Below are 23408 nucleotides of genomic sequence, written 5' to 3' on the forward strand. Positions count from 1 at the left end.
CTATGTCTTAGGTGGCGTGGCCGAGCTCGCTGCAGGTCCGCAGCATGTCGTCGGAACCCGCGTCGTTGGCGAGAATGGCGAACAGATCGTTGTCGTTCGCCATGGCGGATTTCTTCTTGGACTCCAGCACCAACACCGACTGCACAGACTGGTGGTCGCATTTGCGGTAATGCTGCGGCCCCTTGGTCAAATCGTATTGCAGCTTCTCGAGCGCATCGACCACCTTGTCGGTGTCGGTGCCGCCGGCGGCTTGCATAGCTGCCAGCAACGATCCCACGCCGGAATAGCCGTAAGCGCCGTAATCGGTCGGGATCGCGCCGCCATTGGCGGCCTTGAAGGCCGCGTTGAAAGCGGCAGCCGACTTGCTCTGCGACTCCAGTCCCCAATAATAATTGGCGCCGCCGACCACGCCCTCGAACACGTCGGGGCCGACCGCGAGGCGCTGGTTGTGCAGGATCACGGGCACGACGATCTTCATCTGCTGCTTCACGCCGAAATCCACGGCCTGCTTGATCGCGTTGGCCTGGTCGCGGCCGAAATTGGAGATGCAGAGCACATCCGGCCGCATCGACATCAGGCGCGGCATGAAGGTGGAATAGTCGGCCGCGCCGAACGGATGCAGGATTTCGCCGACATTGTCCGCGCCGATCGCTGCCTGCGCGCGCTTGAAGCCGCGCAGCATTTCATGGCCATAAGCGTAGTCGGCCACCAGATGGGCGACCTTCATGCCCTTCTTCAGGGTCTGTCGCGCCACGGCGGCGGTCGTCATGTGCGGATTGAGTGCCTCGTGGAAAGTGTATTTGCTGAAGTCCTTGGCCTCGTTGATCGTGTCGGACTGGCTGATCGAGACGTAGATCACGCCGCGGGCGCGGGTAACTTCGTTGACCGCGAGCTGCACCGCGCTGGAGAGCGCGCCCACCACGGCGTGAACCTTGTCTTTCTCGATCAGCTCGAGCGTGCGGGTCGCGGCCTCGCCGGCGTTGAGCTTGTCGTCGCGGACCAGGAGCTCGACCTTGCGGCCGCCGATGCCGCCCTTGTCGTTGACGAGTTTGACGGCAAGCTCGGCGCATTTGACCTGATCGCGCGCCTCAGCGGCGAACGGCCCGGTGAGCGGCGTCGGGAAGCCGATGCGGATCGTCTCGTCCGCGGCGCGGCCAAGACGCGGCATGGCAAGCAGCGCCGCGCCGGCGGAGAGGCCAGCGAGCGCAGTGCGGCGGGTTATCTTCGAGGTCGAACCGGATTTGGGCATGATTTCCTCCAACTGTCTTTTTTCTAGAAACGCTTCAGGGCCTTCAGGATTTTTGTGGGCGTGATCGGGATCGAATTGATCGTCGCGCCGAACGGCGTGAGCGCGTCGTTGACGGCGTTGAGTACGCAGGCGGACGCCGCCGCCGTACCGGCCTCGCCAACCCCCTTGGCGCCGAGCTCGGTGTCGGCGGTCGGCGTCTCGACATGGCCGATGACGATGTCGGGCATTTCCATCGGCATCGGCACGAGGTAATCGGCGAGCGAGCCGTTCACGAGCTGGCCGGTCTCGCTGTAGCGGCATTCCTCGAACAGGGCCGCGCCGAGCCCCTGCACGATGCCGCCGCGGAGCTGCTCGTCCACCAGCATCGGATTGATGACGCGGCCGCAATCCTCGACGATGAAATGCTTCAAGACCTTGATGAAGCCCGTCTCGACATCGACCTCCAGCGAGCAACCCTGGATGCCATTGGTGAAGGCGAAGGGATATCCCTGCGGCGCGAAGTGATGGCTCACGGTGAGCTGCGCCTGCGTGCCCGGCGGCAAGGTGTCGGAGCGGAAATACGCGATACGCGCGATCTCGGAGATCGGCATCCGCCGGTTTCGCGTCGCGGCATCCACGACCTCGCCATCGATGATGTCGAGCGCCGAGGGCTGTTCCTGGAGGATCAGCGCGGCGATCTCCAAAATGTTGCGTTTGAGCGCGCGCGCGGCCTGGAGCGCTGTCTCGCCGCCAATGCCGGCGCCGCGGCAGGCCCAGGTGGCGCCGCCATGCGGCGTCACCTCGGTATCCCCCGTGATGACCTTGACGTGCTCCTGCGCCAGGCCGAGCTGATCGGCCACGATCTGGCTGATGATCGCCTCGGTGCCCTGCCCCTGCTCGGTGACCGAGATCAGGCAGCGCACCTCGCCCGACGGCGTCAGGCTGAGGATCGCGCCGTCCTGCGAGGAGATGCGCGCACCGCCGACGCCATAGAAGGCCGGGCTGGGATTGGTGATCTCGACGAACGCCGCGATGCCGATGCCGCGATAGATGCCGCGCTTGCGCAAATCGGCCTGCTCGGCGCGGAGTGCGTCATGGTCCATCATCTCGTGCAGCTGCTTCAGGCAGGCCTGATGCGACAGCGCCTCGAAGCGGTAGCCGCTCGGCGAGGTCTGTGGATAGGCATCGTCGGCGATGACGTTCTGCGCGCGGATGGCGAAGGGATCGAGGCCGACCTTGGCCGCGGCCATGTCGACCAGCCGTTCGGTGACGGCGCAGGCGATGGGATGACCGACGGCGCGATACTGGCTGGTCTGCACCTTGTTCTGGAAAATCACCTCCAGCGTGGCGCGGTAATTTTTGAAACGATAGGGCGCGCCCATCAGGCGGATCACTTGGTTGCCCTCGACCACGCTGGTGCGCGGATAGGTCGAGAACGCCCCGATCGCGGTGAGGTCCAGCACGTCCATCGCAAGAATCTCGCCCTTGGCGTCCAGCGCCATCCGGGCGCGGACGCGATGGTCGCGGGCGTGGATGTCGGAGACGAAGGACTCGATGCGGTCGGCGACGTATTTGACGGGACGGCCGAGCAGGATCGAGAGGCCGACCACCGCCATGTCCTCGTGATAGACGTGGAGCTTCATCCCGAAGGAACCGCCAATGTCAGTGGCGATCACGCGGACGCGGGCTTCTGGAATTTTGTAGTGACGAGAATAGAGGTCCTGGAACTGGTATGGCGTCTGCGTCGCATGATGCACCGTCAGCGCGCCGGCAGCAGGATCATAATCGGCAACGATGGCGCGCGGCTCCAGCGTCACCGCGGTGTGGCGGCCGAAGGAGAACTCTTCCTCCACCACGTGCGCGGCCTGTGCAAAGGCCTCGTTGACGGGGCCGCTGTCGAGCTGGCTGCGGAAGCAGGTGTTATTTGCGCTGCCGGGATTGATCAGCGGACCGCCGGCCTCACGGGCGCCGTCGATATCGACGACGACGGGAAGGTCCTCATAGTCGACCTCGATCAGCTCCAGCGCATCCTCGGCAATCGCCCGGCTCTCGGCAACGACGGCCACCACCGCCTGCCCGGCCCAGACCACGCGATCGAGTGGCAACGGCAACTGCGGCGCGGACGTCATGCCCTTGAAATGATCGAGCGTGCCGGTCCAGGGCGTGCAGATCCTTGCGAGATCGGCGCCGGTGGCAACGAGATGCACGCCTTCGAGCATGCGGGCCTGCTGCGCATTGATCGAGACGATCTTCGCATGCGCGTATGGGCTGCGCAGGAACGCGGCATACAGCATGCGCGGCAGCCGGAGATCGCTGACATAGCGCCCGCGCCCGGCAAGCAACCGCTTGGCATTCGGCCGCGGCACCGAGCGGCCAATGTACGAATTGGGGCGGTCGAGCGAGGTCAGCGGCGCACTCATGACGCGCCTCCGCCTTCGCTGCGCGCTTTCGCGACGGCCTCGATGGCATCGACGATCGCCTCATAGCCAGTGCAGCGGCAGTAATTGCCGGACAGCGCATCGCGGATGTCCTCGCGGCTCGGCTGCGCCACCTGCGAGAGCAACTCGTGCGCATTGACCAGCATGCCCGGCGTGCAGAAGCCGCATTGCAGCGCGTTGCGGCGATGGAATTCGGCCTGGAGGTCGGCGATGACGCCGCTCTCGGTGAGCCCCTCGATGGTGTCGATCCTGGCGCCGTCGGCCTGCACCGCAAACATCAGGCAGGAATGCACGGCGCGGCCGTCGAGCTGCACCAGGCAGGACCCGCAGGCGCCCATCTCGCAGCCGGCATGCGTGCCCGTCAGCTCGAGCGCGTTGCGCAGGCAATCGACCAGCGTCTCCCGTGGCGCCACCTCGCAGGCGACCTTGCGGCCGTTGACGATGAATCGGACCCGCACGGTCTCGTCCGCATCATCCGGAAGGGTTTCGTCAAAACCGCTCATTCACCCTCACACAGACGACCGAGCAGGCGGCCAAGCAGCACGCGGGCGAGATGCAGCCGCATCGCCGGCGGTATCTCGTCGCTGTCGGGCGGCGCGAGATCGCCTTCGAGCGCGGCTTGGGCGGCGGCGATACGTTCCGCATCGAGGCTCGAGCCTATCAAGGTAAGCTCAGCGCCCTTCACCCGCATCGGCGTATTGCCGACCGAGAAGAAGGAGATGCGGATGTCGTCGATGCGATCGCCGGTGAAGGTCGCAAGCATGCCGCAACCGACCAGCGCATAGTCCCCGCGGCGCCGCGCCAGCTCGTCGAACGCAAAGCGCTGGTCGGCCTTGAACAGCGGGACGTAGATCGCGGTGATCAGCTCGCCGGGTTGCAAGGCGGTCTCGAACAACTCGACGAAGAAGTCGTCCGCCTTGACGCGCCGGCTGCCGGAAGGACCGGCGATCTCGATCTCGGCATCGAGCGCCAGGGTCATCGCCGGGAATTCGGAGGCAGGATCGGCGAGCGCAATGCTTCCGCCGAAGGTGCCGCGATTGCGGATCGCGGGATGGGCGACGAAGGGGGCAGCCGCATGCAGCAGCGGCGCGAACTCGGCGATCAGCGGCTCGCTCAGCATCTCGCAATGGCGCGTCAATGCGCCGATGCGCAAGTAGCCGCCGTCGCGCCTGACGCCGCGCAGCTCGTCAATATGGGTGATGTCGATCAGCAAGCGCGGTGCTTGCAGCCGCAGCGATAACGCCGGCACGAGGCTCTGGCCCCCGGCGATGAAGCGCGCGTCTTCGCCAGCGCGCGCGTGAGCATCCAGCGCCTGGTCGATCGTCGCAGCACGAAAATAGCTGAAAGCCCTCGCCTTCAATGCCGTTTCCTCGAGATCCGTCGGCTCATCAGCCGGGATGCCAGATTTGTAACCATCTGGTCTCAAAATCCTGACACGCCGCCGGAGGGCGGTCAACAGAAAATGACCATTTGGTCACAAATGCGGCTTGGGCTATGAAGGCTCTGAGACGTGCGATTCAGCGACGAAATGGCCCGAAAAGCGCAGAAAACGGCGAAGCGACCGGTCCGACGGCGGACCGAGACAGGCAGCAAGTCCGCGCCAAAGCGCCGCAACATGCGTGCGGCCGACCGCGAGCGCGCGATCGTGGACGAGGCGATCCGCTTCTTTGCCGAACGCGGCTTCGAGGGCCAGACCCGCGAGCTTGCCAAGCGCATGGGCATCACGCATTCGGCGATCTATCGCCACTTCCCCAGCAAGGAGGCACTGATCGAGCGGGTGTACCAGGAGGTCTATCTCAGCCGCTGGTCGCCCGACTGGGGCCCGATGATCCGCGACCGCTCGCTGTCGCTGGAGGCGCGGCTGACGCGCTTCTATCTCGACTATGTCGAGCGCGTGTTCGAGTACAATTGGGTGCGGATCTTCGTTTTCTCCGGCATGAAGTCATTCGGCATCACCGGCCGCTATCTCGATATCGTCAGACGCGAGATCATCGAGCCTGCGGCGGCCGAGCTGCGCCACGATCTGAAGCTGCCGGATGCGAAGGCCCGTCCACTGAGCGAGCGCGAGACCGAGCTGTTCTGGGGCCTGCACGGCCGCATCTTCTATCTCGCCATCCGCAAGTTCATCTACGAAACGCCGATCCCGCCCGATCTCGACGCAATCGTCCGCGACGCCGTCCAGATCTTTATGGACGGCGCGAAGATGACGATGCCAAAGCTCCTCGTGAGCGACTAGCTACTTCGCCAGGCTCGGCAGATCGAGGCCCTTATCACGGGCGCAGTCGATAGCGGTCTCGTAGCCCGCATCGGCATGGCGCATGACACCGCTGGCGGGATCGTTCCAGAGCACGCGCTCGATCCGCTTCGCAGCTTCCGGCGTACCGTCGGCGACGATCACCATGCCGGCATGCTGGGAATAACCGATGCCGACGCCGCCGCCATGATGTAGCGAGACCCAGGTCGCGCCGCTAGCGCAGTTGAGCAGCGCGTTGAGCAGGGGCCAGTCGGACACCGCATCCGATCCGTCCTTCATCGCCTCGGTCTCGCGATTGGGGCTTGCCACCGAGCCGCTATCGAGATGATCGCGGCCGATCACGATTGGCGCCTTCAATTCGCCGCGTGCCACCATCTCGTTGAAGGCGAGGCCCAGGCGATGGCGATCGCCGAGACCAACCCAGCAGATCCGGGCCGGCAGGCCCTGGAACTTGATGCGTTCCTTCGCCATGTCCAGCCAATTGTGGAGATGCTTGTCGTTGGGCATCAGCTCCTTGACCTTGGCGTCAGTCTTGAAGATGTCCTCGGGATCGCCCGAGAGCGCCGCCCAGCGGAACGGCCCGACGCCGCGGCAGAACAAGGGACGAATATAGGCGGGCACGAAACCGGGGAAGTCGAAGGCGTTCTTCAGGCCCATGTCCTGCGCCATCTGGCGGATGTTGTTGCCGTAGTCGAGCGTCGGAATGCCCTGCGCGTGGAAATCCAGCATGGCCTGGACGTGCTCGACCATCGACGTTTTCGATGCGCGCTCGACCGCCTTCGGATCAGAGGCGCGCTTGGCTTCCCAATCGGCGAGCGTCCATCCCTTCGGCAAGTACCCATTGATCGGGTCATGCGCGCTGGTCTGGTCGGTGACGATATCGGGCTTGACGCCGCGACGCACCAGTTCCGGGAAAATCTCAGCGGCATTGCCGAGCAGGCCGACCGAGACGGCTTTCTTCGTCTTCGCAGCCTCTGCCATGATCGCAAGCGCTTCGTCGAGCGTTGCGGCCTGCCGGTCGAGATAGCCGGTGCGCAGCCGCATCTCGATACGGCTCGGCTGGCATTCGACCGCCAGCATCGAGGCGCCGGCCATGGTCGCGGCCAGCGGCTGCGCGCCGCCCATGCCACCAAGGCCAGCGGTGAGAATCCATTTGCCGGCAAGGCTGCCGCCATAGTGGCGACGGCCGACCTCGACAAACGTCTCGTAAGTGCCCTGCACGATGCCCTGGCTGCCGATATAGATCCAGGAGCCCGCCGTCATCTGGCCGTACATCATCAGGCCCTGGCGATCGAGCTCGTTGAAATGATCGAGCGTCGCCCAATGGGGCACGATGTTGGAGTTCGCGATCAGCACACGTGGAGCGTCGGCATGGGTGCGGAAGACGCCGACCGGCTTGCCGGACTGGACCAGCAGCGTCTGGTCACCTTCGAGCTTGCGCAAGGCCGCCGTAATCCGGTCGAAGCTTTCCCAGTCGCGCGCGGCGCGGCCGATGCCGCCATAGACGACGAGCTCGCTCGGACGTTCCGCGACATCCGGATCGAGATTGTTCATCAGCATGCGCAGGGGCGCTTCCGTCAGCCAGCTCTTGGCGCTGATCTCGCTGCCGCGCGGCGAGCGGATGGTGCGGTCGTTGTCCAGTCGGCGGTTCATGCGAAAACCTCTTCAGACGAGTCTTGTTCAGTCAAATCTTGGAAACGGATCGGATGGAAGCGCGGCGATCACCGCGGCCGGTAGCGCGTCGGCTTCAATCAGCGCAGCCGCCTTGGCGAGATCGTCGGCCATGTAGCGGTCGACGCCGAGCGCAGGAACCTGCTTGCGAAGTAAGGCGATGACCGCGACCAGCGGCGCGCTGGTCGCATGCGGCGCGCGCAGCGTGATGCCTTGCGCTGCGACCAGAAGCTCAATGCCCAAAATGGCGGCTAGATTGTCGGCCATGTCTGATAGCCGCCGCGCGGCGTGCGCGGCCATCGAGACATGGTCTTCCTGGTTGGCGCTGGTCGGGGTCGAGTCGATCGAGCAGGCAGCCGCGCGCTGCTTGTTCTCGGCATAGAGCGCGGCGGCCGTGACCTCGGCGATCATGAAGCCTGAATTGATGCCGGGATCCGGCGTCAGGAACGGCGGCAGACCGAAATTGAGCGCGGGATCGACCAGCGTCGCGATGCGCCGCTCGCTGATCGCGCCGATCTCCGACAGCGCGAGCGCGATGGCGTCCGCTGCAAAGGCCACCGGCTCGGCGTGGAAATTGCCGCCGGAGACGATCTCGCCGGTCTCGACCAGCACGAGCGGATTGTCGGTGACGGCATTGGCTTCGACGATCAGCGTGCGCGCGGCCTGCGTGATCAGGTCGAGCGCAGCGCCCGTGACCTGCGGCTGGCAGCGCAGGCAATAGGGATCCTGCACGCGCTCGTCGCCTTCGAGATGCGACAGGCGGATATCGCTGCCCTCGAGCAACGCGGTCAATGTCGCGGCGGCAGCGATCTGTCCTGCGTGACCGCGCAACGCCTGAATTTCGGGGCGGAACGGCGCCGTCGAGGCCATCGCCGCATCCACCGACAATGCCCCGGTGACGAGCGCAGCACGCGCCAGGCCAAATGCACGGAGCACGCCGGAGACGGCATAGGCGGTCGAGAACTGCGTGCCGTTGATCAGCGCGAGCCCCTCCTTGGGCCCGAGTGTCAGCGGCGCGAGGCCGGCCACGGCGAGCGCCTCGCTGCCTGACACCGTCTTGCCCTCAACGATCGCCTGCCCCTCGCCGATCATCACCGCCGTCATGTGCGCGAGCGGCGCAAGGTCGCCGGAGGCGCCGACCGATCCCTGCTGCGGCACCAGCGGATTGACACCCCGCGCCAGCATGCCCTGCAACTGCTCGATCACCTCGCGGCGGACGCCGGACGCGCCGCGCCCGAGCGAGACGATCTTCAGCGCCATCATCAGGCGAACGATCGGCTCTGGTGTGGCCGGACCGACGCCGCAGCAATGCGAGACAATGAGGTTACGCTGGAGCAGTGCGGTCTGATCGGGCGGAATGCGTTTCGAGGCCAGCTTTCCGAAGCCGGTGTTGATCCCATAGACGGGGACATCGGCCCGCGCCGCCTTTGCGACGATGTCCGTCGCCGCCTCAACGCGCGGCCAGAACGACGGATCGAGCACCACCGAGTGCCCCGCAAGCACGCGCGCGAGATCGTCGAGGCCCACCGTTCCCGGCTTGACGACGATCGCGGCGCCCTGTTCCGTCACTGTCCTCTCCACACCCGGCGATGCAGCGGATTGAAGCCGATGCGGTAGACGAGCTCGGCGGGCCGCTCGATGTCCCAGATTGCGAGGTCGCAACATTTGCCGGCTTCCAGCGTGCCGGTCTCATCGAGCACGCCGAGAGCCCGCGCGCCTTCACGGGTGACACCAGTGAGGCATTCGGTCACCGTCATGCGGAACAGCGTCGCTCCCATGTTCATCGCAAGCAGAAGCGATGTCAGCGGCGAACTGCCGGGATTGCAGTCGGTCGCGAGCGCCATGTGGACGCCGTGCTTGCGGAACACCTCCACCGGCGGCTTTTGCGTTTCACGGATGAAATAGAAGGCGCCGGGCAGCAGCACGGCCACCGTCCCAGCCTTCGCCATCGCGGCAGCGCCGGCCTCGTCGGTGTGCTCGAGATGATCGGCAGAGAGCGCGGAGAATTCTGCAGCCAGCGCAGCGCCGCCGAGGTTCGACAGCTGATCGGCATGGAGCTTGACCGGCAGCCCAAGCCCCCTCGCCGTCTCGAACACCCGCGCCGTCTGCTCAGCCGAGAACGCGATGCCTTCCATGAAGGCGTCGACGGCATCGGCAAGGCCGGCCTTTGCGACCGCAGGCAACATCTCCGTGCACACGAGATCGATGTAGCGATCCTTGTCACCATCGGCTTCCACCGGCAGCGCGTGCGCGCCGAGAAAGGATGTGCGGATCGCAACCGGCCGCTGACGGCCGAGACTGCGCGCGGCAGCGAGCTGGCGCATCTCGGTCCCGCTGTCGAGGCCATAGCCGGACTTGATCTCGACCGTGGTTGCGCCCTCGCCAATCAGCGCATCGAGCCGTGGCAGTGCGCTTGCGACGAGCTCGGCCTCACTCGCCTTGCGCGTCGCGACCACCGTCGAGACGATGCCGCCGCCCGCGCGCGCGATCTCTTCATAGCTCGCACCCTTCAGGCGTAGCTCGAACTCGTGTGCACGGTTGCCGCCGTAGACGAGATGGGTGTGGCAATCGACGAGGCCGGGCGTGATCCAGCGCCCCTCGCAATCGATGCGCTTGATGGCGTCCGCATCAGCAGGGAAATCCGACTCTGGGCCCGCATAGACGATGTGGCTGCCGCGTGCAGCGATCACGCCATGCTCGATCTCACCGAGATCGGGACGGTCGGCCCGCATCGTGGCGAGCCGGGCGTTGTGCCAGATCCGGTCGAAGCGCTCTGCCATGCAACGGTCCCCTCGTGGGATGCTTGACTTATATGTCTAGACATATAATCGTGGGGCGGTTCTGTCCAGCCGGCGTGTAATCATGACCCGACTGCATTTCGCCTCCGCGCTCCTGCCCTCGGGCTGGGCCAATGACGTGCAGGTGGTGATCACCGCTGGCGCGATCGCCGAGGTGACGCCGGGCGTGGCGCCGGCCGCCGGCGACGAACGCCACGCAATCGCGCTTCCGGGACTTGCGAGCCTGCACAGTCACGCCTTCCAGCGCGGGATGGCGGGGCTGGCCGAGCTGCGCGGCGATAGCACCGATACGTTCTGGACCTGGCGCGACACGATGTACCGCTTCGCGCTGGCGATGACGCCGGACGATGTCGCCGCAGTCGCTACGCTGCTGTATGTCGAGATGCTCGAACAGGGCTTTACCCACGTCGGCGAATTCCACTACCTCCATCACGATCGCGACGGCTCCCCGTATGCCGACCTCGCGGAAATGGCTGCGCGCATTGCACAGGCTGCCGAAGCTTCCGGCATTGCGCTGACGCTGCTGCCGAGTTTTTATGCGCATGGCTCGTTCGGCGGGGCCGCTCCGCATGACGGCCAGCGACGCTTCATCTGCACGGTCGATCAGTTCGCCGCGCTGATGGCTGCGTCGCGCAAGGCGATCGCAAGATTGCCGGGCGCCAATATCGGCATCGCGCCGCATAGTTTGCGTGCTGTGGCGCCGGGCGAGCTCGCGGCCATCATTCCGCTTGCCGATGGCGGGCCGGTGCATATCCATGCCGCCGAGCAAGTGAAGGAAGTCGAGGATTGCCTGGCCTGGTCGGGACGACGGCCGGTGCAATGGCTGCTGGAGAACGCGCCCGTCGATCAACGCTGGTGTCTCATCCATGCGACCCATGCGACGGATGAGGAAGTCGCCGCTTTCGCGAAGACCGGTGCGGTGGCGGGTCTTTGCCCCATCACGGAAGCGAGCCTCGGCGACGGCATCTTTCCGGCGCGCGAATTCGTCGATGCCGGCGGCGCGTTCGGTGTGGGCACCGACTCCAACGTGCTGGTCGGCGCAGCCGACGAGCTGCGCCAGCTCGAATATGGCCAGCGTCTCAAGCATCGCGAGCGCAACGTGCTCTCCTGCGGCGCAGGCCACTCGACGGGACGTACGCTGTTCGACCATGCGCTCGCCGGCGGCGCGAAGGCGATGGCTCAGGCGGCAGTCGGCCTCACGCCGGGTGCGCGCGCCGATATCGTCACGCTCGACACGGCACATCCGTCGCTTGCGGGACGTCTGCGCGACGCCGCCATCGACGGATGGATTTTTGCCGGAGGGACTGGCGCGATCGATTGCGTCTGGGCTGGCGGTCACAAGGTCGTCGAAGGCGGCCGACACAGACTGCGCCAGGCCGCGCGCGAACGCTTCAACGGGGCAGTGCGGAGGCTCGTCGCATGAGCCTGGCCACCGATGCCGCCGACCAGCCGACGCTCTACAAGCGCATCCGCGCCGACATCGAGAAGCGCATCCTGACCGGTGAATGGCCGCCCGGGCATCGTATCCCGTTCGAGCACGAACTGGTCGCACGTTACGGCTGCTCGCGCATGACGGTGAACAAGGCGCTGTCGGAGCTCGCGCAAGCCGACCTGATCGAGCGGCGGCGGCGCGCCGGCTCCTTCGTACGCCGGCCGCAGCATCTGTCGGCGGTGCTGAAGATCGCAGACATTCGCGCCGAGATCACCGCGCTTGGCCGCGGCTACGGCTACGAGTTGATCGGGCGCAAGCTGCGTGCGGCGACCGCCGCCGACCGCGATCGCCTCGGCGTCAAGAAGGCTGGAAAGGTGGTTGCGATCACCTGCCGCCACAGCGCCGACAAGGTGCCTTTTGCGGTCGAAGACAGGCTGATCGATCTATCTTCCGTGCCCGACGCGGCGACCGCGGATTTCTCGCGCGAGCCACCCGGCTCATGGCTGCTTCATCATGTCCCATGGACGGAAGCCGAGCATACGATCAGCGCCATCGTTGCGGATGATCGCACGGCGCAAGCGCTCGACATCGCAATCGGCGCGCCCTGCCTCGTGATCGACCGCTATACCTGGCGCAGCGCGCGCACCATCACTGCGGTGCGCCTGCTTTACCCCGGTGACTCTCACCGCCTTGTCGCCCGATTCAAGGGGGGCTGAGATGACGATATCGGCACAAATCGTGCAGCGCTTCGGGCAACGGTCCTTAGGGGCCGACAGAGATCAACAGGACGTCAATCCATCGATCGGCAAGAGGACGACAATCATGCGTAGTTCAAAGGCATTTGCGACAATCATTGCACTTACGGTCTCCACTCCCGTGCTCGCCGACGACGTCAAGGTCGGCATTGGCATCTCCGGATGGACCGGCTTCGCGCCGCTGACGCTGGCTAAGGAGGCCGGCATCTTCAAGAAGAACGGGCTCGACGTCACCATCAAGAAGATACCGCAGAAGGACCGCCACCTCGCGATCGCGTCCGGCGACGTCCAGTGCGCTGCCACGACCGTCGAGACCTGGATCTCGTGGAACGCCAATGGCGTTGCGACCAAGCAGATCTTCCAGCTCGACAAGAGCTATGGAGCCGACGGCATGGCCGTGCGCAACGATCTCGCATCGATCAAGGACCTCAAGGGCAAGACCGTCGCAGCTTCCGCGCCCGGCACATCGCCCTATTTCGCACTGGCCTGGATGCTCAAGAAGAACGGCCTCTCGGTGAAGGACGTCACCGTCGTGAACCTCGAGCCGGCCGCGGCTGCGCAGGCCTTCGTCTCCGGCCAGAACGACGCCGCGATGACCTATGAGCCGTATCTGTCGACGGTTCGTGCCGCGCCCGACAAGGGCAAGATCATCGCGACCACGCTCGATTACCCCATGGTCATGGACACCTTTGGCTGCACGCCGAAGTTCCTCACCGAGAACCCAAAGGCCGCCAAGGCGCTCGCCGACAGCTATTTCGAGGCGCTCGACATGATCGCCAAGGACCAGGCCAAGGCCTATGAGATCATGGGTGCCGACGTGAAGCAGACCGGCGAGCAGTTCGGCAACTCGGCAAAATATCTGCGCTGGCAGGACAAGGCCGCGAACCAGAAGTTCTTCGCGGGCGATTTCCTGACCTTCAACAAGGACGCCGCCGACCTCCTGCTCGAGATCGGCATCATCAAGGCCGCGCCGAAGGTCGAGGACCTCTTCGACGCCAGCTACATCAAGTAAATCTCTCAGGAGCTACCGGCCCCGTCTCGCGGCGGGGCCGGCAAACTCGTTCACCGCCCGGATTGATCGTTGATGCGTCCCCTGGATCCCGTGACATCGAAGCAGCGCGTGGCTTACGGCCTCGCGTTCTTCGTGCTGTTCGTCGCCCTCTGGTCGTGGGCAACGCTCGGCGGCCATGTGTCGAAGACCTTTCTCGCCAACCCGCTGACCATGATGCAGGAAGGCTATGACTTGCTCGCCAAGCAAGGCTTCCTGTTCGACATCGGCATGACGATCTGGCGCGTCGTCGGCGGCTTTGCGCTCGCTGCGATCATCGCGGTACCGCTCGGCGTGCTGATGGGCGCCTACAAGCCGGTCGAAGCGTTCCTCGAACCGTTCGTCTCCTTTGCACGCTATTTGCCTGCCTCGGCCTTTATCCCGCTGTTGATCCTGTGGGCCGGCATCGGCGAGTTGCAGAAGCTGCTCGTCATCTTCATCGGCTCGGTGTTCCAGATCATCCTGATGATCGCCGTAACCGTGGGCAGCACGCGACGCGATCTGGTCGAGGCGGCCTATACGCTCGGGGCCAGCGACCGCGGCATCATCCGCCGCGTGCTGCTGCCCTCCTCCGCGCCCGAGATCGCGGAAATCCTGCGGCTGGTGCTCGGCTGGGCCTGGACCTACGTCATCGTCGCCGAGCTTATCGGTTCGTCCTCGGGCATCGGCCACATGATCACCGACAGCCAGGCGCTGCTCAACACCGGCCAGATCATCTTCGGCATCATCGTGATCGGACTGATCGGTCTCCTCTCGGACTTCATGTTCAAGGCGTTCAACGCCTGGCTGTTTCCGTGGAGGCTCGCATGACCACGCTGAAGATCGAGCAGGTCTCGCGAACCTTCCCCGCGCGCCACGGCAATGCGCCGACGAGGGCGCTGGAGCCGACCGATCTCACGATCGGCAACAACGACTTCGTCACCATCCTCGGCCCCTCCGGCTGCGGCAAGTCTACGCTGCTTCGCATCGTCGCCGGTCTCGACCGTCCGACCAGCGGACGCGTCACGCTCGACGGGCGCGAGGTCACCGGCCCCGGCGCCGATCGCGGCATGGTGTTCCAGTCCTACACGCTGTTTCCCTGGCTGAGCGTGCGCGAGAACATCGCCTTCGGCCTGCGCGAGCGCGGCGTGCCCGAGGCGGAGCGGAACAAGATCGCCGATGCCTTCATCCGCCAAGTCGGGCTGTCCGGCTTCGAGAACCACTGGCCGAAGCAGCTCTCCGGCGGCATGCAACAGCGCACCGCGATTGCGCGTGCGCTCGCCAACGATCCAAAGATCCTGCTGCTCGACGAGCCCTTTGGTGCGCTCGACAACCAGACCCGCGCCTTGATGCAGGAAATGCTGCTCGGGATCTGGGAGCGCGACCAGAAGACCGTGCTGTTCGTCACCCACGACATCGAGGAAGCGATCTTCCTCGGCAGCCGCGTCATCGTGATGAGTGCGCGACCAGGCCGGATCAAGGCCGAGATCAATGTGGACCTGCCGCATCCGCGCTCCTACAAGATCAAGACCACGCCCGAATTCGTCCAGCTGAAGGAACGGCTGGTCGAGGAGATCCGCACCGAGGCGCTGAAGGTTGCCGAACATGCCTGACACCAAGCCGCGTGCCGACGGGCAACGCGTTCTCGCCGATCTCAATGCGCTCCGCGCCATCGGTGCCTACAAGACCGGCGTGCACAAGCCGACCTTCTCCGAGCCGCACAAGCAGTCGCTGGACTGGCTGGTGCAGAAGCTGCCCGACGCCGGCCTTACCGCCGCGATCGACGGCATCGGCAATGTGTTCGGCACCAGCGCAAAGCCGGGACCGAAGCTTCTGGCGGGATCGCATCTGGAAAGCCAGAACTACGCCGGCTGGCTCGATGGCCCGCTCGGCGTCGTCCTCGCGCTCGAAGCGGCCCGCGTGCTCAATGCCGATCCGTCCGTGAAGGGCGCTGTCGAAGTCGCCGCCTGGTGCGACGAGGAAGGACACTTTGGGCATTTCCTCGGCTCGCGCTCCTATGTCGGACAAGTGACCGAGGCCGACATCGATGCCGCCCGCGACCGCACCAGCGGCCGCACCATGCGCGACGCGCTCGCCGACATGGGGCTCTCGGGCCGCGCACGCATCACCGCCGAGCCCGGACGCCACGTCGGATATCTCGAGGCCCATATCGAGCAGGGTGATGTCCTCGAAAGTGGCAAGCTCGCGATCGGTGTCGTGACCTCCATCGTCGGCATCTGGCAATACCAGATCAATTTTATCGGCGAGCAGAACCACGCCGGGACCACCCGCATGGCGGCGCGGAAGGACGCCGGCCTCGCGCTGGCCAAATTCTGCATCGCGATAGACGAGCGTTTCCCTGCCGCCTGCGGACCGCGCACGGTCTGGACCACCGGCCGCATCACGCTCGATCCCGGCGCGCCGAGCATCATCCCCGGCGGCGCAGAGATGCTGTTCCAGATCCGCGATGACAACCCCGCTGTCATCGCGCGGCTCGAAGAGCTGCTGCGGACCATGGCGGACGAGGCCAGCGCGAAGGGCCCCTGCACCGTCGCCGTGGAGAAGCTGCGTACCGGCGCTCCCGCGATGATGAACGCGGGCATTCAGGACGCAATTGAGGCCGCGAGCAAGGCCCTCGCCGATCGACGATCCATCCGCATGCCGAGCGGCGCCGGCCACGACGCGCAGATGCTTGCGACCGTCATGCCCGCGGGCATGCTGTTCGTGCCGTCGATCGGCGGCATCAGCCACCACTGGACCGAGAACACGGCCGACGCCGATATTGTCACCGGCGCAGAGGTCTTCGTCGACGCCTGCCGCCGTATCTTCAGTCGCTAGAACGACGTGCCGCCGCCGAACCTGAACTCCTGGACGATGTCGTACTTGCCCTTCGTGATCGGCACGGCATAGTCGAAGCGCAGCGGCCCGAACGGCGACGCCCAGATCAGGCCGACGCCGACCGACGAGCGCACCGTGTTGCCGTCGTCATACTGCAAGCCGCAGGTCGGGCAGGCCTTGGTGTTGACCTCGCCGGTGGCCGACCACGAGGTCGGACCCTGGTAACCCCATAGCGAGCCGGCATCGGCGTAGACCGCGCCCTTCAGCCCGACCTCCTTCGGCAGGAACCAGAACGGCATCTGCAATTCCATCGACGCGCCCCAGTATTTCGTGCCGCCGAGCGCATCGCCGCTCGCGCCCAGGCTCCAATAAGTGATGTCGCGCGGACCGATGCCGTTGGAGGCGAAGCCGCGCACGAGGTTCGGGCCCATCTGGAAGTGATCCAGCATCCGCAGATCCTGGTTGCCGAGCTTGCTGAGGAGACCGCCCTGGAGGTGGACCACGCTGACGATCTCCGAGACCAGCGGGGTGTAGTATTTGGTGTCCAGCGCGGTCTTCAGATAGGTGACATCGCCGCCGACGCCGGCGAAATCCTGCCGGAAGTCGACCAGCAATCCGTCGGTCGGATTCCTGGTGTTGTCGAGCGTGTTGTAGTTCAGGGTGTAGCCGAGCGCCGACGTCCAGGTCGCGCCGTTCGCCAGCTCTTTCCGGACCGGCAGGCTCGATTCGCCGTCGCCGTAGCAGCCGTAGCCATAGACGCCTGAATCCGTGGAATTCGTCGGATCCACACCGCCCAGCACGTTCTTGATGTAGGCAGGCGTCGGGTTGAAGGCGAGCGAGGTGTTTGACGCGTTGTTGTTGCAGTTATTGTACGCGCTGGCGAGCGTGATGCTCTGCTGATAGAGCGAATAGCGAAGCTGGAGCGAAGTGTCTTCGCGCAATGCGAGGCCAATGCGCGGCGAGAAGCCCAGCGTCGTCACGCCGTAGCTCGTATAGCTGCTTGACAATTGCTGGCGCCAATAGGTGTCGAATCCGAGCGCCATCCGGTAATCGAGCAGATAGGGCTCGACGAAGGACAGCGATATGCCACGCGAATACTGTCCGTAGCTGACCGAAGCCTTGGCGTAGAGACCCTTTCCGAGCAGGTTGCGCTCGGAAATCGAGACTTCGGCGAGCGCGCCGTCGGTCGTCGAGTAACCGCCCGAGACCGAGAAGTCGCCGGTCGATTTCTCTTCGAGATCGACGATCAGGACCACGCGGTCGCTGGAGGAGCCCGGCTCCGTCGTGATCTTCACGCTCTTGAAGTAGTCGAGGTTCTTCAGGCGCCGCTCGGCGCGGTCGACCAGCGCGCGGTTATAGGCATCGCCCTCGGAGAGGTCGAATTCGCGCCGGATCACGTAGTCGCGCGTGCGGGTGTTGCCGCGAAGGTTGATGCGCTCGATATAGGTGCGCGGGCCCTCGTCGACGTTGAACACGACGGAGACCGTGTGCGCCTCGAAGTTGCGGTCGCCGCCGGGACGGACCACGGCGAAGGCATAGCCGCGACGCGACGCCTCGATCTGCATCTCCTCTGTCGATTTCTCGACCGATTCGACGTTGTAGAGCGAGCCGGCGTTGACGCGCGAAAAGCTGCGCATCGTGGTCGGATCGAAGTTCGGAATGGAGGAGCGGAAATCGACTGCGCCAACGCGATACTGCTGGCCTTCCTCGATCTTGAAAGTGACAAGAAATCCCTTCTTCTCCGGATCGTATTCGGTGAGCGCGGCCACGACCTGGACGTCGGCAAAACCGTTCTTGAGATAGAAGCGGCGGATCAGGTCGCGGTCGGCCTCGACGCGATCGGGATCATAGATGTCGTTGTTGCCGAGGAAGCTGAGCAGATTGCTCTCATGCGTCTTGATGACGTCACGCAGGCGTGAGGCAGAGAAGGCGCTGTTGCCGATGAACTCGACCGATTTGACGCCGGTCTTGACGCCCTCCTCGATCGTGAAAATGAGATCGACGCGCTGGCTCGGCTGCTCGATGATTTCAGGCGTGACGCGCACGTCGTAGCGGCCGGAACGGCGATAAATTTCGGCGATGCGCAGCGTGTCCGACTGGACCAGCGCCCGCGAGAAGGTCCCGCGCGGTTTGGACTGGATTTCGGCCGAGAGTTGCTCGTCCTTGATCTTCTTATTGCCCTCGAACGCGATGCGGCCGATCACGGCATTTTCGACGACCGAGACCACGATGCGCCCGCCGGCCTGGCTGATCTTCACGTCCTGAAACAGGCCGGTGCCGATTAACGCCTTGAGACCATCATCGATCGCGGGCTGATCGAGGCGTCCGCCGGGGCCCGGCCTGAAGTAGGAGCGGACCGTCTCGACCTCGACGCGGCGATTGCCTTCAACCACGATCGTCTCCACGCTCTGCGCCGCTGCCGGCTGCGGAAGCAGCACGATGGGAATTGAACTCGCAATCGACATACCACTCATCGCCACCGCGATCAGCCAGGCCCGCAAAACCGACATTCCACACCTCAAGAGCACCTGACTGCTCTGAAACGAAACGGCTGTGGCCGTGGTGTGGCTTTGAGATTGCTGTACTGTTTCCGGTCGTTGAATTTGATTGGCGGATCAGCCACGTGGGGCCTGGCGCCCAGGACGGCCGCGCGCCCTTTCGACCTCGAATGACCCGATATTGCAGCCCAGGCGCACACACCCGAGGCGCGAGCATTCAGCAACATCGCGCAACGCCCGAATTCTTTACAGGCGCCTAAGCTGGTGCGAGAGGCGACGAGTCAGGAATTCGCATGGGGTATTTGCCGATGAACGCGCTTGTCATGACCAGAGCGGTGCTGGTCGCTCTCCTCGCCTCCACCCTCACCGTCCATGCCGCAACGGCCGGCAAGCGCGATCGACAGCAGGCGACGCAAGATACCGTCTACGAATACGGTCCGCGCGGCCCCAACCGTTCCTACCAGTCCGGTCCGCACACCCGCCTCTATGTGAGCAAGCGGTCGTGGCTGGATGGCGGGACCGAGGTGCTGCCCGGCGAGCGCAAATTCAGCGACTACGCGTTGCCGCCCGGGATCTCCTTCGCGCGCCAGAACAACAACCGGCCGCTCGATCGCCAGCCGTTGAGCCCCGACTCGGACCTGGGCGGATTTGCGCAGAGAATTCCGATTTCGTGGTGATCGGTCTGCGGTCGCCTCGATGAGGGCGGCATCCGGGGCACGAGAACATCGTGTGCCGAGTAAGCTGCTCCACATCGTCATTGCGAGCGCAGCGAAGCAATCCAGAGTCTTTCCGCCGCGGCAGTCTGGATTGCTTCGCTGCGCTCACAATGACGGAGTATGACGCGGCGGCTTCGCTCTTCCGGTTCGCATTTTGAATCTCAGACACGCCTTCGCATCCTCGCGGCGCATTTCGCCCGAGCTTTGCTTGATCTCTCCGCCCTCGAAGCCAAGAGGGCGCAGGGAAGGCCGGGTGCTGACCTCGCACCCGCGGTCCGCTGCGCGAAAGTGTAGCGCAAGGAAACCGCACAGCAGCATACAGGTGGTGCCAATCACTCGGCCTTCCCTGCGCGATGGTTGGACGGCTTATGCCGTGCTCTCCCGGGAGCCGAGTTCCTTCTGGCCTCCCTCACGCTTGCGAAAGTCACCGGCACCGCGCCGGTTGACGCGACTGCCGCATCCGCAAAGCACTTGACCGTAGCAACGACGGCCAGGACAACACGTCTATATTTTGGCATTCGGTGAAACACGCCGAAACTAACAAAACCCTTTAAAACAAGGGCTTTTTGATTACCCTGATGCGGGCTGTTTCAGCGGGCTTCACCAAAATAAGGGCCCGGCCCTAAGCCTTTCAGCGTCCGCACGACAGACTGAAAGCCCCAAGGCCGAGCCCTTTGGTCCCAAGCCTTAGGAGCCGAAACCACATGCATAGTAACATCACCCCCTCCCCCGCCGGCAAGCGGGGCCGCAATAGCAGCCTCATTCGGACTGATCGCATGTGCGAGAAAAGGGTCGCCCAGCGCGCCAAGTTCTACGACCGCAAATGCCCCGGCCTCTACGTCAGCATTACCGCCGCCGGGGTCGCGACCTTCTCGTTCAAGTTCACCGATCGGACCACGGGCAAACAGCGCACCGGATGGCTCGGCGTCTACAATCCCGAGACCTTCACGGTCGAGGACGCCCGTAGCAAGGTCTATGGTCTGAAGGGCATGGGCGGCAACGCGCTTACCCAGACCTTCCGCGACCAGAAGGCGAAGGCCGCGCAGAACGGCAAGACCGTCTCCGAGATCATCGAGGAGCGGATCGACTGGATGAAGACGCCCGTTCGCAAGCCGGACGGCGAGATGCGGCCCCGGCTGGAGGCGTGGGAGAACACCGCCAGCCATCTGCGCCGGTTCCTTGGTGCCCGGCTCGGCAAGAAGCTGGCGCGAGAGGTTACCAAGAATGACATCGCGACGCTGTCCAACGACATCGTCGGGGGTGAGTTCGGCAAGCCCTCGGTCAGCAATGCGCGGCATATGCGCAAAGCAGCCAGCGCCCTCTTCAATTGGGCGGCCGAGGCGGGCCGCGATTACGTCAGCGCGTCGCCCTGCGTCAATCTGCCGAAGCTCGATGCCGAGCATGCCCGCACCCGCGTTCTTTCCGAGGACGAAATCAGGGTTTTCTGGCATGGCCTCGACGATGACGAACTGCTGGCGTCATGGGATCGCCGGACGCGGCTGGCGCTGAAATTCGAGTTGGTGACCATGCTGCGGTCGAGCGAGTTGCTTGGCGCGCACCGCGATGAACTGTTCGAGCTCGACGGCGAGAACCCGCGCTTTGACGTGCCGCTCAAGCGGGTCAAGAAGCGACGGGTGATCCAGCAGCCCCTCTCCGATCTCGCTGTAGAGATCATCAAGGGAGCCTTGCGGGGATCGAACAAGCAATACGTCTTCGCCTCCCCGCTCGGCGATCAGCCGCTGCATCGCAAGGCCATGGCGGACGCACTGCGCGGCGACAACCGCAAGGGCAAGGTGAGAACGCCCGGCATCTGCCAACTGCTCGGCCTCAAGCCGTTCACGCCGCACGATCTGCGCCGTACGGCAGCGACCTTGGCCGGCGATCTCGGTTTTGACAACGCATGGATTGCGAAGTGCCTCGACCATGCCGCGAGCAAGAAGGCCGAGATCGTCGTGCCGACCGTCACCGGCAAGGTCTACAATCACAGCAAGCGCATGAAGGAGAAGCGCGCGGTGCTGGAGGGCGTCGCGGTCGAGCTGCGGCGCATCGTTGGCAAGCAGACCCAAACGACACAAGCGGAGACCGGATTGCGGCTCTTCGCCTGATCACTTAACAGGCCGTGTCGGAGCCCGATCCAACGCTCTATCCGGCTTCGACGCTGTGAGTACTCTCGTCGGCGAGCCGCCGCATGCTCTAAAGATTGCATCAGTGGAGCGAACCGCTGCGACTGGTGAGGAATTCCTTCGGATCGTCCACAGACTGATCACCCAATTGAGCGCTTATCCGCTCCAATCGTTGCTCTAGCTGTTCATTGACAAGCATCAATGCCCTAAGCGCGCCACGCACGTCACCGTCACAATCGGCGACGATCTCGTCGATCGCTAATTCGTATTGATCAAGAAGAGAGCTGGTGTGCGAGCGTGACATACGAACAACATACAAGCAGAAATTGTTGCTGAAGCATTAATTGCGCAGCATCATCCCCGCTTTTCACAGGGAGGCGGGCTTGCGTCGGATCGCGTCTAGATTTGAAGTTCGGCGGCAAATTTACCGCGCTGCACATCAATTGCCGTGCAGACGTCCGAGACATTAAGCTAATCGGTCGGGGGTAAAGATGTTTGAAATCTATTTCAATCATAAACATGATTTGCTCGTCTTAAGCAAAGGCTCTCCGATCCCGGCATTTGGTTCATCGATCAAATGGCGGAAGAGCAAGAAAAGAGTTTCTAAGGTCAGCGACGAGATTAAGTTGGCCGTTGAGAAACAAGGCTACTACGTTCGGCGCTTGCGGGATGCCAAGGTACGGACGAGCTGAGTCTAAAGAAACGGCACCGGCAATGCTTCCTCACCGCGCTTTCGAGCCTTGCGGTGTTTGGATGCGCGCCCCGCTAAGCGATCCTGTGCACGCTCATCGTCAGCGAAGTTTTCAACCGTCCTGTTCGCGGGCGTGAGCTTGGCTACGGCACGCAATTAAGCGCCTAAGCGCCCCAAGGCGGTTCCTCTTGTACGGATGAGGATCATGAAACGCCTTTTCAAGACCCTATTCTTCGCATGCGGCTCAGTCGGCTTGGTTCTGAACCTGATCTTTGTCATCGTGTCATTCACACGCGACGCGCCGATCGAGACCTCGGCAATCGAGGCCGCGCTCGAAATGATCTGGGTCGGTGGCGTCACGTTCTTCGGGCTCGGTGTTCTGATCCTCGAAAACTAGCGCTGTACCCCGGCAGTATGTCGTGAGCAGATCACGTGCCCGAAAAAGCCCAAATGTTCATGGTGGCTATCCCCTCGCGTAGCTTCTTGATCGGAATGTAATCCGGCGAACTCCAGAATGCGTGGATCGCCTCCATGTCGGGGAATTCGAACATCACGACTGGCCGTTGATCATGTTCGCCTTCGAGTACCTCCACTTTTGCGCGTCTGGCGACAAGCTTTCCGCCGAAACTGGCTATGAACGGTACGACGGCTTGCACGTATTTCTGATACTGCGCTTCGTCTTTGATCGTGTTTTGAACAATGAAATAGGCAGGCATAATGAGCCTCCGTTGGCAATGCTTCTGGCAGGTCAAGGCAGACAGATTAGCATGCCGGCAGGGAGCGTCTAGATGTCCCCCGGTAGGGTGTGCGAATGTCGGCGTCGCCGGAGGTTGGACCAGATCAAACGCGAACTGCGCTACTGGGCAAGCGATGTTTCCTTCGGAGAGCCGGTCGGGGGCGGCGCCGAAGTCTTATGCGGCTTTCGACCATCTTCGCCTG

Annotated in this window: 21 protein-coding genes; 11 read left to right on the forward strand and 10 right to left on the reverse strand. The window is 64.0% G+C overall.

Annotated elements, in window-relative coordinates; all coding sequences use genetic code 11:
- Window positions 1-7 precede the first annotated feature (7 nt).
- Genes JQ627_RS34610 through JQ627_RS34625 form a run of 4 tightly spaced genes read right to left on the reverse strand, consistent with a single transcriptional unit; the run spans window position 8 to window position 5026 of the window.
- Window positions 8-1249 (reverse strand): ABC transporter substrate-binding protein, encoded by a 1242-nt coding sequence (locus tag JQ627_RS34610; protein WP_212488822.1) that lies wholly within the window; start codon window positions 1247-1249, stop codon window positions 8-10.
- 23 nt (window positions 1250-1272) lie between these two features.
- Window positions 1273-3648, reverse strand: coding sequence for a xanthine dehydrogenase family protein molybdopterin-binding subunit (locus JQ627_RS34615; protein ID WP_212488823.1), 2376 nt, complete (start codon window positions 3646-3648; stop codon window positions 1273-1275).
- The gene (locus JQ627_RS34620; RefSeq protein WP_212488824.1) at window positions 3645-4169 is read right to left on the reverse strand and encodes a (2Fe-2S)-binding protein; all 525 of its coding nucleotides are present in this window, start codon (window positions 4167-4169) and stop codon (window positions 3645-3647) included. The genes JQ627_RS34615 and JQ627_RS34620 overlap by 4 nt, the downstream gene beginning before the upstream one ends.
- Window positions 4166-5026 carry a xanthine dehydrogenase family protein subunit M gene (locus tag JQ627_RS34625; protein WP_212488825.1) on the reverse strand — a complete coding sequence of 287 codons (861 nt, stop codon included), beginning with the start codon at window positions 5024-5026 and terminating at the stop codon, window positions 4166-4168. Before JQ627_RS34625 ends, JQ627_RS34620 begins: the two co-directional genes overlap by 4 nt.
- Before the next feature lie 255 nt (window positions 5027-5281).
- On the opposite strand from JQ627_RS34625, the gene JQ627_RS34630 reads away from it, so the two are divergent.
- Entirely contained in the window at window positions 5282-5902 is a 621-nt protein-coding gene (locus JQ627_RS34630; RefSeq protein WP_212488826.1) for a TetR/AcrR family transcriptional regulator, read from the forward strand.
- On the opposite strand, the gene hutU is transcribed toward JQ627_RS34630, so the two are convergent.
- Genes hutU through hutI form a run of 3 tightly spaced genes read right to left on the reverse strand, consistent with a single transcriptional unit; the run spans window position 5903 to window position 10371 of the window.
- On the reverse strand, window positions 5903-7573 hold the full coding sequence (hutU, locus tag JQ627_RS34635) for a urocanate hydratase (RefSeq protein WP_212488827.1): 1671 nt from the start codon (window positions 7571-7573) through the stop codon (window positions 5903-5905). It lies immediately after the preceding gene.
- Between the two features lie 27 nt (window positions 7574-7600).
- The gene (hutH, locus tag JQ627_RS34640; RefSeq protein WP_212488828.1) at window positions 7601-9160 is read right to left on the reverse strand and encodes a histidine ammonia-lyase; all 1560 of its coding nucleotides are present in this window, start codon (window positions 9158-9160) and stop codon (window positions 7601-7603) included.
- Window positions 9157-10371, reverse strand: coding sequence for an imidazolonepropionase (gene hutI / locus JQ627_RS34645; protein ID WP_212488829.1), 1215 nt, complete (start codon window positions 10369-10371; stop codon window positions 9157-9159). The genes hutH and hutI overlap by 4 nt, the downstream gene beginning before the upstream one ends.
- 82 nt (window positions 10372-10453) lie before the next feature.
- Between hutI and JQ627_RS34650 the strand changes: the two genes are divergently transcribed.
- The 6 genes from JQ627_RS34650 to JQ627_RS34675 all read left to right on the forward strand — a co-directional run bounded on the left by JQ627_RS34650 (window position 10454) and on the right by JQ627_RS34675 (window position 16441).
- On the forward strand, window positions 10454-11812 hold the full coding sequence (locus tag JQ627_RS34650; protein ID WP_212488830.1) for a formimidoylglutamate deiminase: 1359 nt from the start codon (window positions 10454-10456) through the stop codon (window positions 11810-11812).
- The gene (gene hutC, locus JQ627_RS34655; RefSeq protein ID WP_212488831.1) at window positions 11809-12537 is read left to right on the forward strand and encodes a histidine utilization repressor; all 729 of its coding nucleotides are present in this window, start codon (window positions 11809-11811) and stop codon (window positions 12535-12537) included. The genes JQ627_RS34650 and hutC overlap by 4 nt, the downstream gene beginning before the upstream one ends.
- Before the next feature lie 106 nt (window positions 12538-12643).
- Entirely contained in the window at window positions 12644-13588 is a 945-nt protein-coding gene (locus tag JQ627_RS34660) for an ABC transporter substrate-binding protein (RefSeq protein ID WP_212488832.1), read from the forward strand.
- Window positions 13589-13660: 72 nt separating this feature from the next.
- The gene (locus tag JQ627_RS34665; protein ID WP_212488851.1) at window positions 13661-14434 is read left to right on the forward strand and encodes an ABC transporter permease; all 774 of its coding nucleotides are present in this window, start codon (window positions 13661-13663) and stop codon (window positions 14432-14434) included.
- The gene (locus JQ627_RS34670; protein ID WP_063981932.1) at window positions 14431-15216 is read left to right on the forward strand and encodes an ABC transporter ATP-binding protein; all 786 of its coding nucleotides are present in this window, start codon (window positions 14431-14433) and stop codon (window positions 15214-15216) included. Before JQ627_RS34665 ends, JQ627_RS34670 begins: the two co-directional genes overlap by 4 nt.
- Window positions 15209-16441, forward strand: coding sequence for a Zn-dependent hydrolase (locus JQ627_RS34675; protein WP_212488833.1), 1233 nt, complete (start codon window positions 15209-15211; stop codon window positions 16439-16441). Before JQ627_RS34670 ends, JQ627_RS34675 begins: the two co-directional genes overlap by 8 nt.
- Here the strand turns inward: JQ627_RS34675 and bamA are convergent.
- Window positions 16438-18915 carry an outer membrane protein assembly factor BamA gene (bamA, locus tag JQ627_RS34680; protein WP_409363837.1) on the reverse strand — a complete coding sequence of 826 codons (2478 nt, stop codon included), beginning with the start codon at window positions 18913-18915 and terminating at the stop codon, window positions 16438-16440. The genes JQ627_RS34675 and bamA overlap by 4 nt on opposite strands.
- A gap of 332 nt (window positions 18916-19247) precedes the next feature.
- Between bamA and JQ627_RS34685 the strand changes: the two genes are divergently transcribed.
- Window positions 19248-19616, forward strand: a complete 369-nt coding sequence (locus JQ627_RS34685; RefSeq protein WP_249143638.1) for a hypothetical protein — start codon at window positions 19248-19250, stop codon at window positions 19614-19616.
- Between the two features lie 815 nt (window positions 19617-20431).
- On the forward strand, window positions 20432-21760 hold the full coding sequence (locus JQ627_RS34690; protein ID WP_249143639.1) for a site-specific integrase: 1329 nt from the start codon (window positions 20432-20434) through the stop codon (window positions 21758-21760).
- 100 nt (window positions 21761-21860) lie between these two features.
- Here the strand turns inward: JQ627_RS34690 and JQ627_RS34695 are convergent, their stop codons facing one another.
- The gene (locus JQ627_RS34695; RefSeq protein WP_212488837.1) at window positions 21861-22082 is read right to left on the reverse strand and encodes a hypothetical protein; all 222 of its coding nucleotides are present in this window, start codon (window positions 22080-22082) and stop codon (window positions 21861-21863) included.
- Window positions 22083-22269: 187 nt separating this feature from the next.
- On the opposite strand from JQ627_RS34695, the gene JQ627_RS34700 reads away from it, so the two are divergent.
- Both JQ627_RS34700 and JQ627_RS34705 read left to right on the forward strand, forming a co-directional pair.
- Window positions 22270-22470: a hypothetical protein gene (locus tag JQ627_RS34700; protein WP_212488838.1), complete on the forward strand. Its 201-nt coding sequence runs from the start codon at window positions 22270-22272 to the stop codon at window positions 22468-22470.
- A 204-nt stretch (window positions 22471-22674) separates the two neighbouring features.
- On the forward strand, window positions 22675-22866 hold the full coding sequence (locus JQ627_RS34705) for a hypothetical protein (RefSeq protein WP_212488839.1): 192 nt from the start codon (window positions 22675-22677) through the stop codon (window positions 22864-22866).
- A 31-nt stretch (window positions 22867-22897) separates the two neighbouring features.
- Here JQ627_RS34705 and JQ627_RS34710 read toward each other — a convergent pair whose 3' ends face one another.
- Window positions 22898-23185, reverse strand: coding sequence for a DUF1330 domain-containing protein (locus JQ627_RS34710; RefSeq protein ID WP_212488840.1), 288 nt, complete (start codon window positions 23183-23185; stop codon window positions 22898-22900).
- Window positions 23186-23408: the final 223 nt, after the last annotated feature.

Origin of the sequence: Bradyrhizobium liaoningense, from assembly GCF_018130785.1 — a bacterium.
Taxonomy (GTDB): Bacteria; Pseudomonadota; Alphaproteobacteria; order Rhizobiales; family Xanthobacteraceae; genus Bradyrhizobium; species Bradyrhizobium liaoningense_A.

Bases quoted from the DNA above. Each gene is read 5' to 3' on its own strand.
- JQ627_RS34705 (WP_212488839.1), top strand. From the start codon at position 22,675: ATGAAACGCCTTTTCAAGACCCTATTCTTCGCATGCGGCTCAGTCGGC.
- JQ627_RS34665 (WP_212488851.1), top strand. From the start codon at position 13,661: ATGCGTCCCCTGGATCCCGTGACATCGAAGCAGCGCGTGGCTTACGGC.
- hutC (WP_212488831.1), top strand. From the start codon at position 11,809: ATGAGCCTGGCCACCGATGCCGCCGACCAGCCGACGCTCTACAAGCGC.
- JQ627_RS34620 (WP_212488824.1), bottom strand. From the start codon at position 4,169: ATGAGCGGTTTTGACGAAACCCTTCCGGATGATGCGGACGAGACCGTG.
- JQ627_RS34660 (WP_212488832.1), top strand. From the start codon at position 12,644: ATGCGTAGTTCAAAGGCATTTGCGACAATCATTGCACTTACGGTCTCC.
- JQ627_RS34650 (WP_212488830.1), top strand. From the start codon at position 10,454: ATGACCCGACTGCATTTCGCCTCCGCGCTCCTGCCCTCGGGCTGGGCC.
- hutU (WP_212488827.1), bottom strand. From the start codon at position 7,573: ATGAACCGCCGACTGGACAACGACCGCACCATCCGCTCGCCGCGCGGC.
- JQ627_RS34675 (WP_212488833.1), top strand. From the start codon at position 15,209: ATGCCTGACACCAAGCCGCGTGCCGACGGGCAACGCGTTCTCGCCGAT.
- JQ627_RS34685 (WP_249143638.1), top strand. From the start codon at position 19,248: ATGAACGCGCTTGTCATGACCAGAGCGGTGCTGGTCGCTCTCCTCGCC.
- JQ627_RS34670 (WP_063981932.1), top strand. From the start codon at position 14,431: ATGACCACGCTGAAGATCGAGCAGGTCTCGCGAACCTTCCCCGCGCGC.
- JQ627_RS34630 (WP_212488826.1), top strand. From the start codon at position 5,282: ATGCGTGCGGCCGACCGCGAGCGCGCGATCGTGGACGAGGCGATCCGC.
- JQ627_RS34690 (WP_249143639.1), top strand. From the start codon at position 20,432: ATGTGCGAGAAAAGGGTCGCCCAGCGCGCCAAGTTCTACGACCGCAAA.
- JQ627_RS34615 (WP_212488823.1), bottom strand. From the start codon at position 3,648: ATGAGTGCGCCGCTGACCTCGCTCGACCGCCCCAATTCGTACATTGGC.
- JQ627_RS34695 (WP_212488837.1), bottom strand. From the start codon at position 22,082: ATGTCACGCTCGCACACCAGCTCTCTTCTTGATCAATACGAATTAGCG.
- JQ627_RS34700 (WP_212488838.1), top strand. From the start codon at position 22,270: ATGTTTGAAATCTATTTCAATCATAAACATGATTTGCTCGTCTTAAGC.
- bamA (WP_409363837.1), bottom strand. From the start codon at position 18,915: ATGAGTGGTATGTCGATTGCGAGTTCAATTCCCATCGTGCTGCTTCCG.
- JQ627_RS34710 (WP_212488840.1), bottom strand. From the start codon at position 23,185: ATGCCTGCCTATTTCATTGTTCAAAACACGATCAAAGACGAAGCGCAG.
- JQ627_RS34610 (WP_212488822.1), bottom strand. From the start codon at position 1,249: ATGCCCAAATCCGGTTCGACCTCGAAGATAACCCGCCGCACTGCGCTC.
- hutI (WP_212488829.1), bottom strand. From the start codon at position 10,371: ATGGCAGAGCGCTTCGACCGGATCTGGCACAACGCCCGGCTCGCCACG.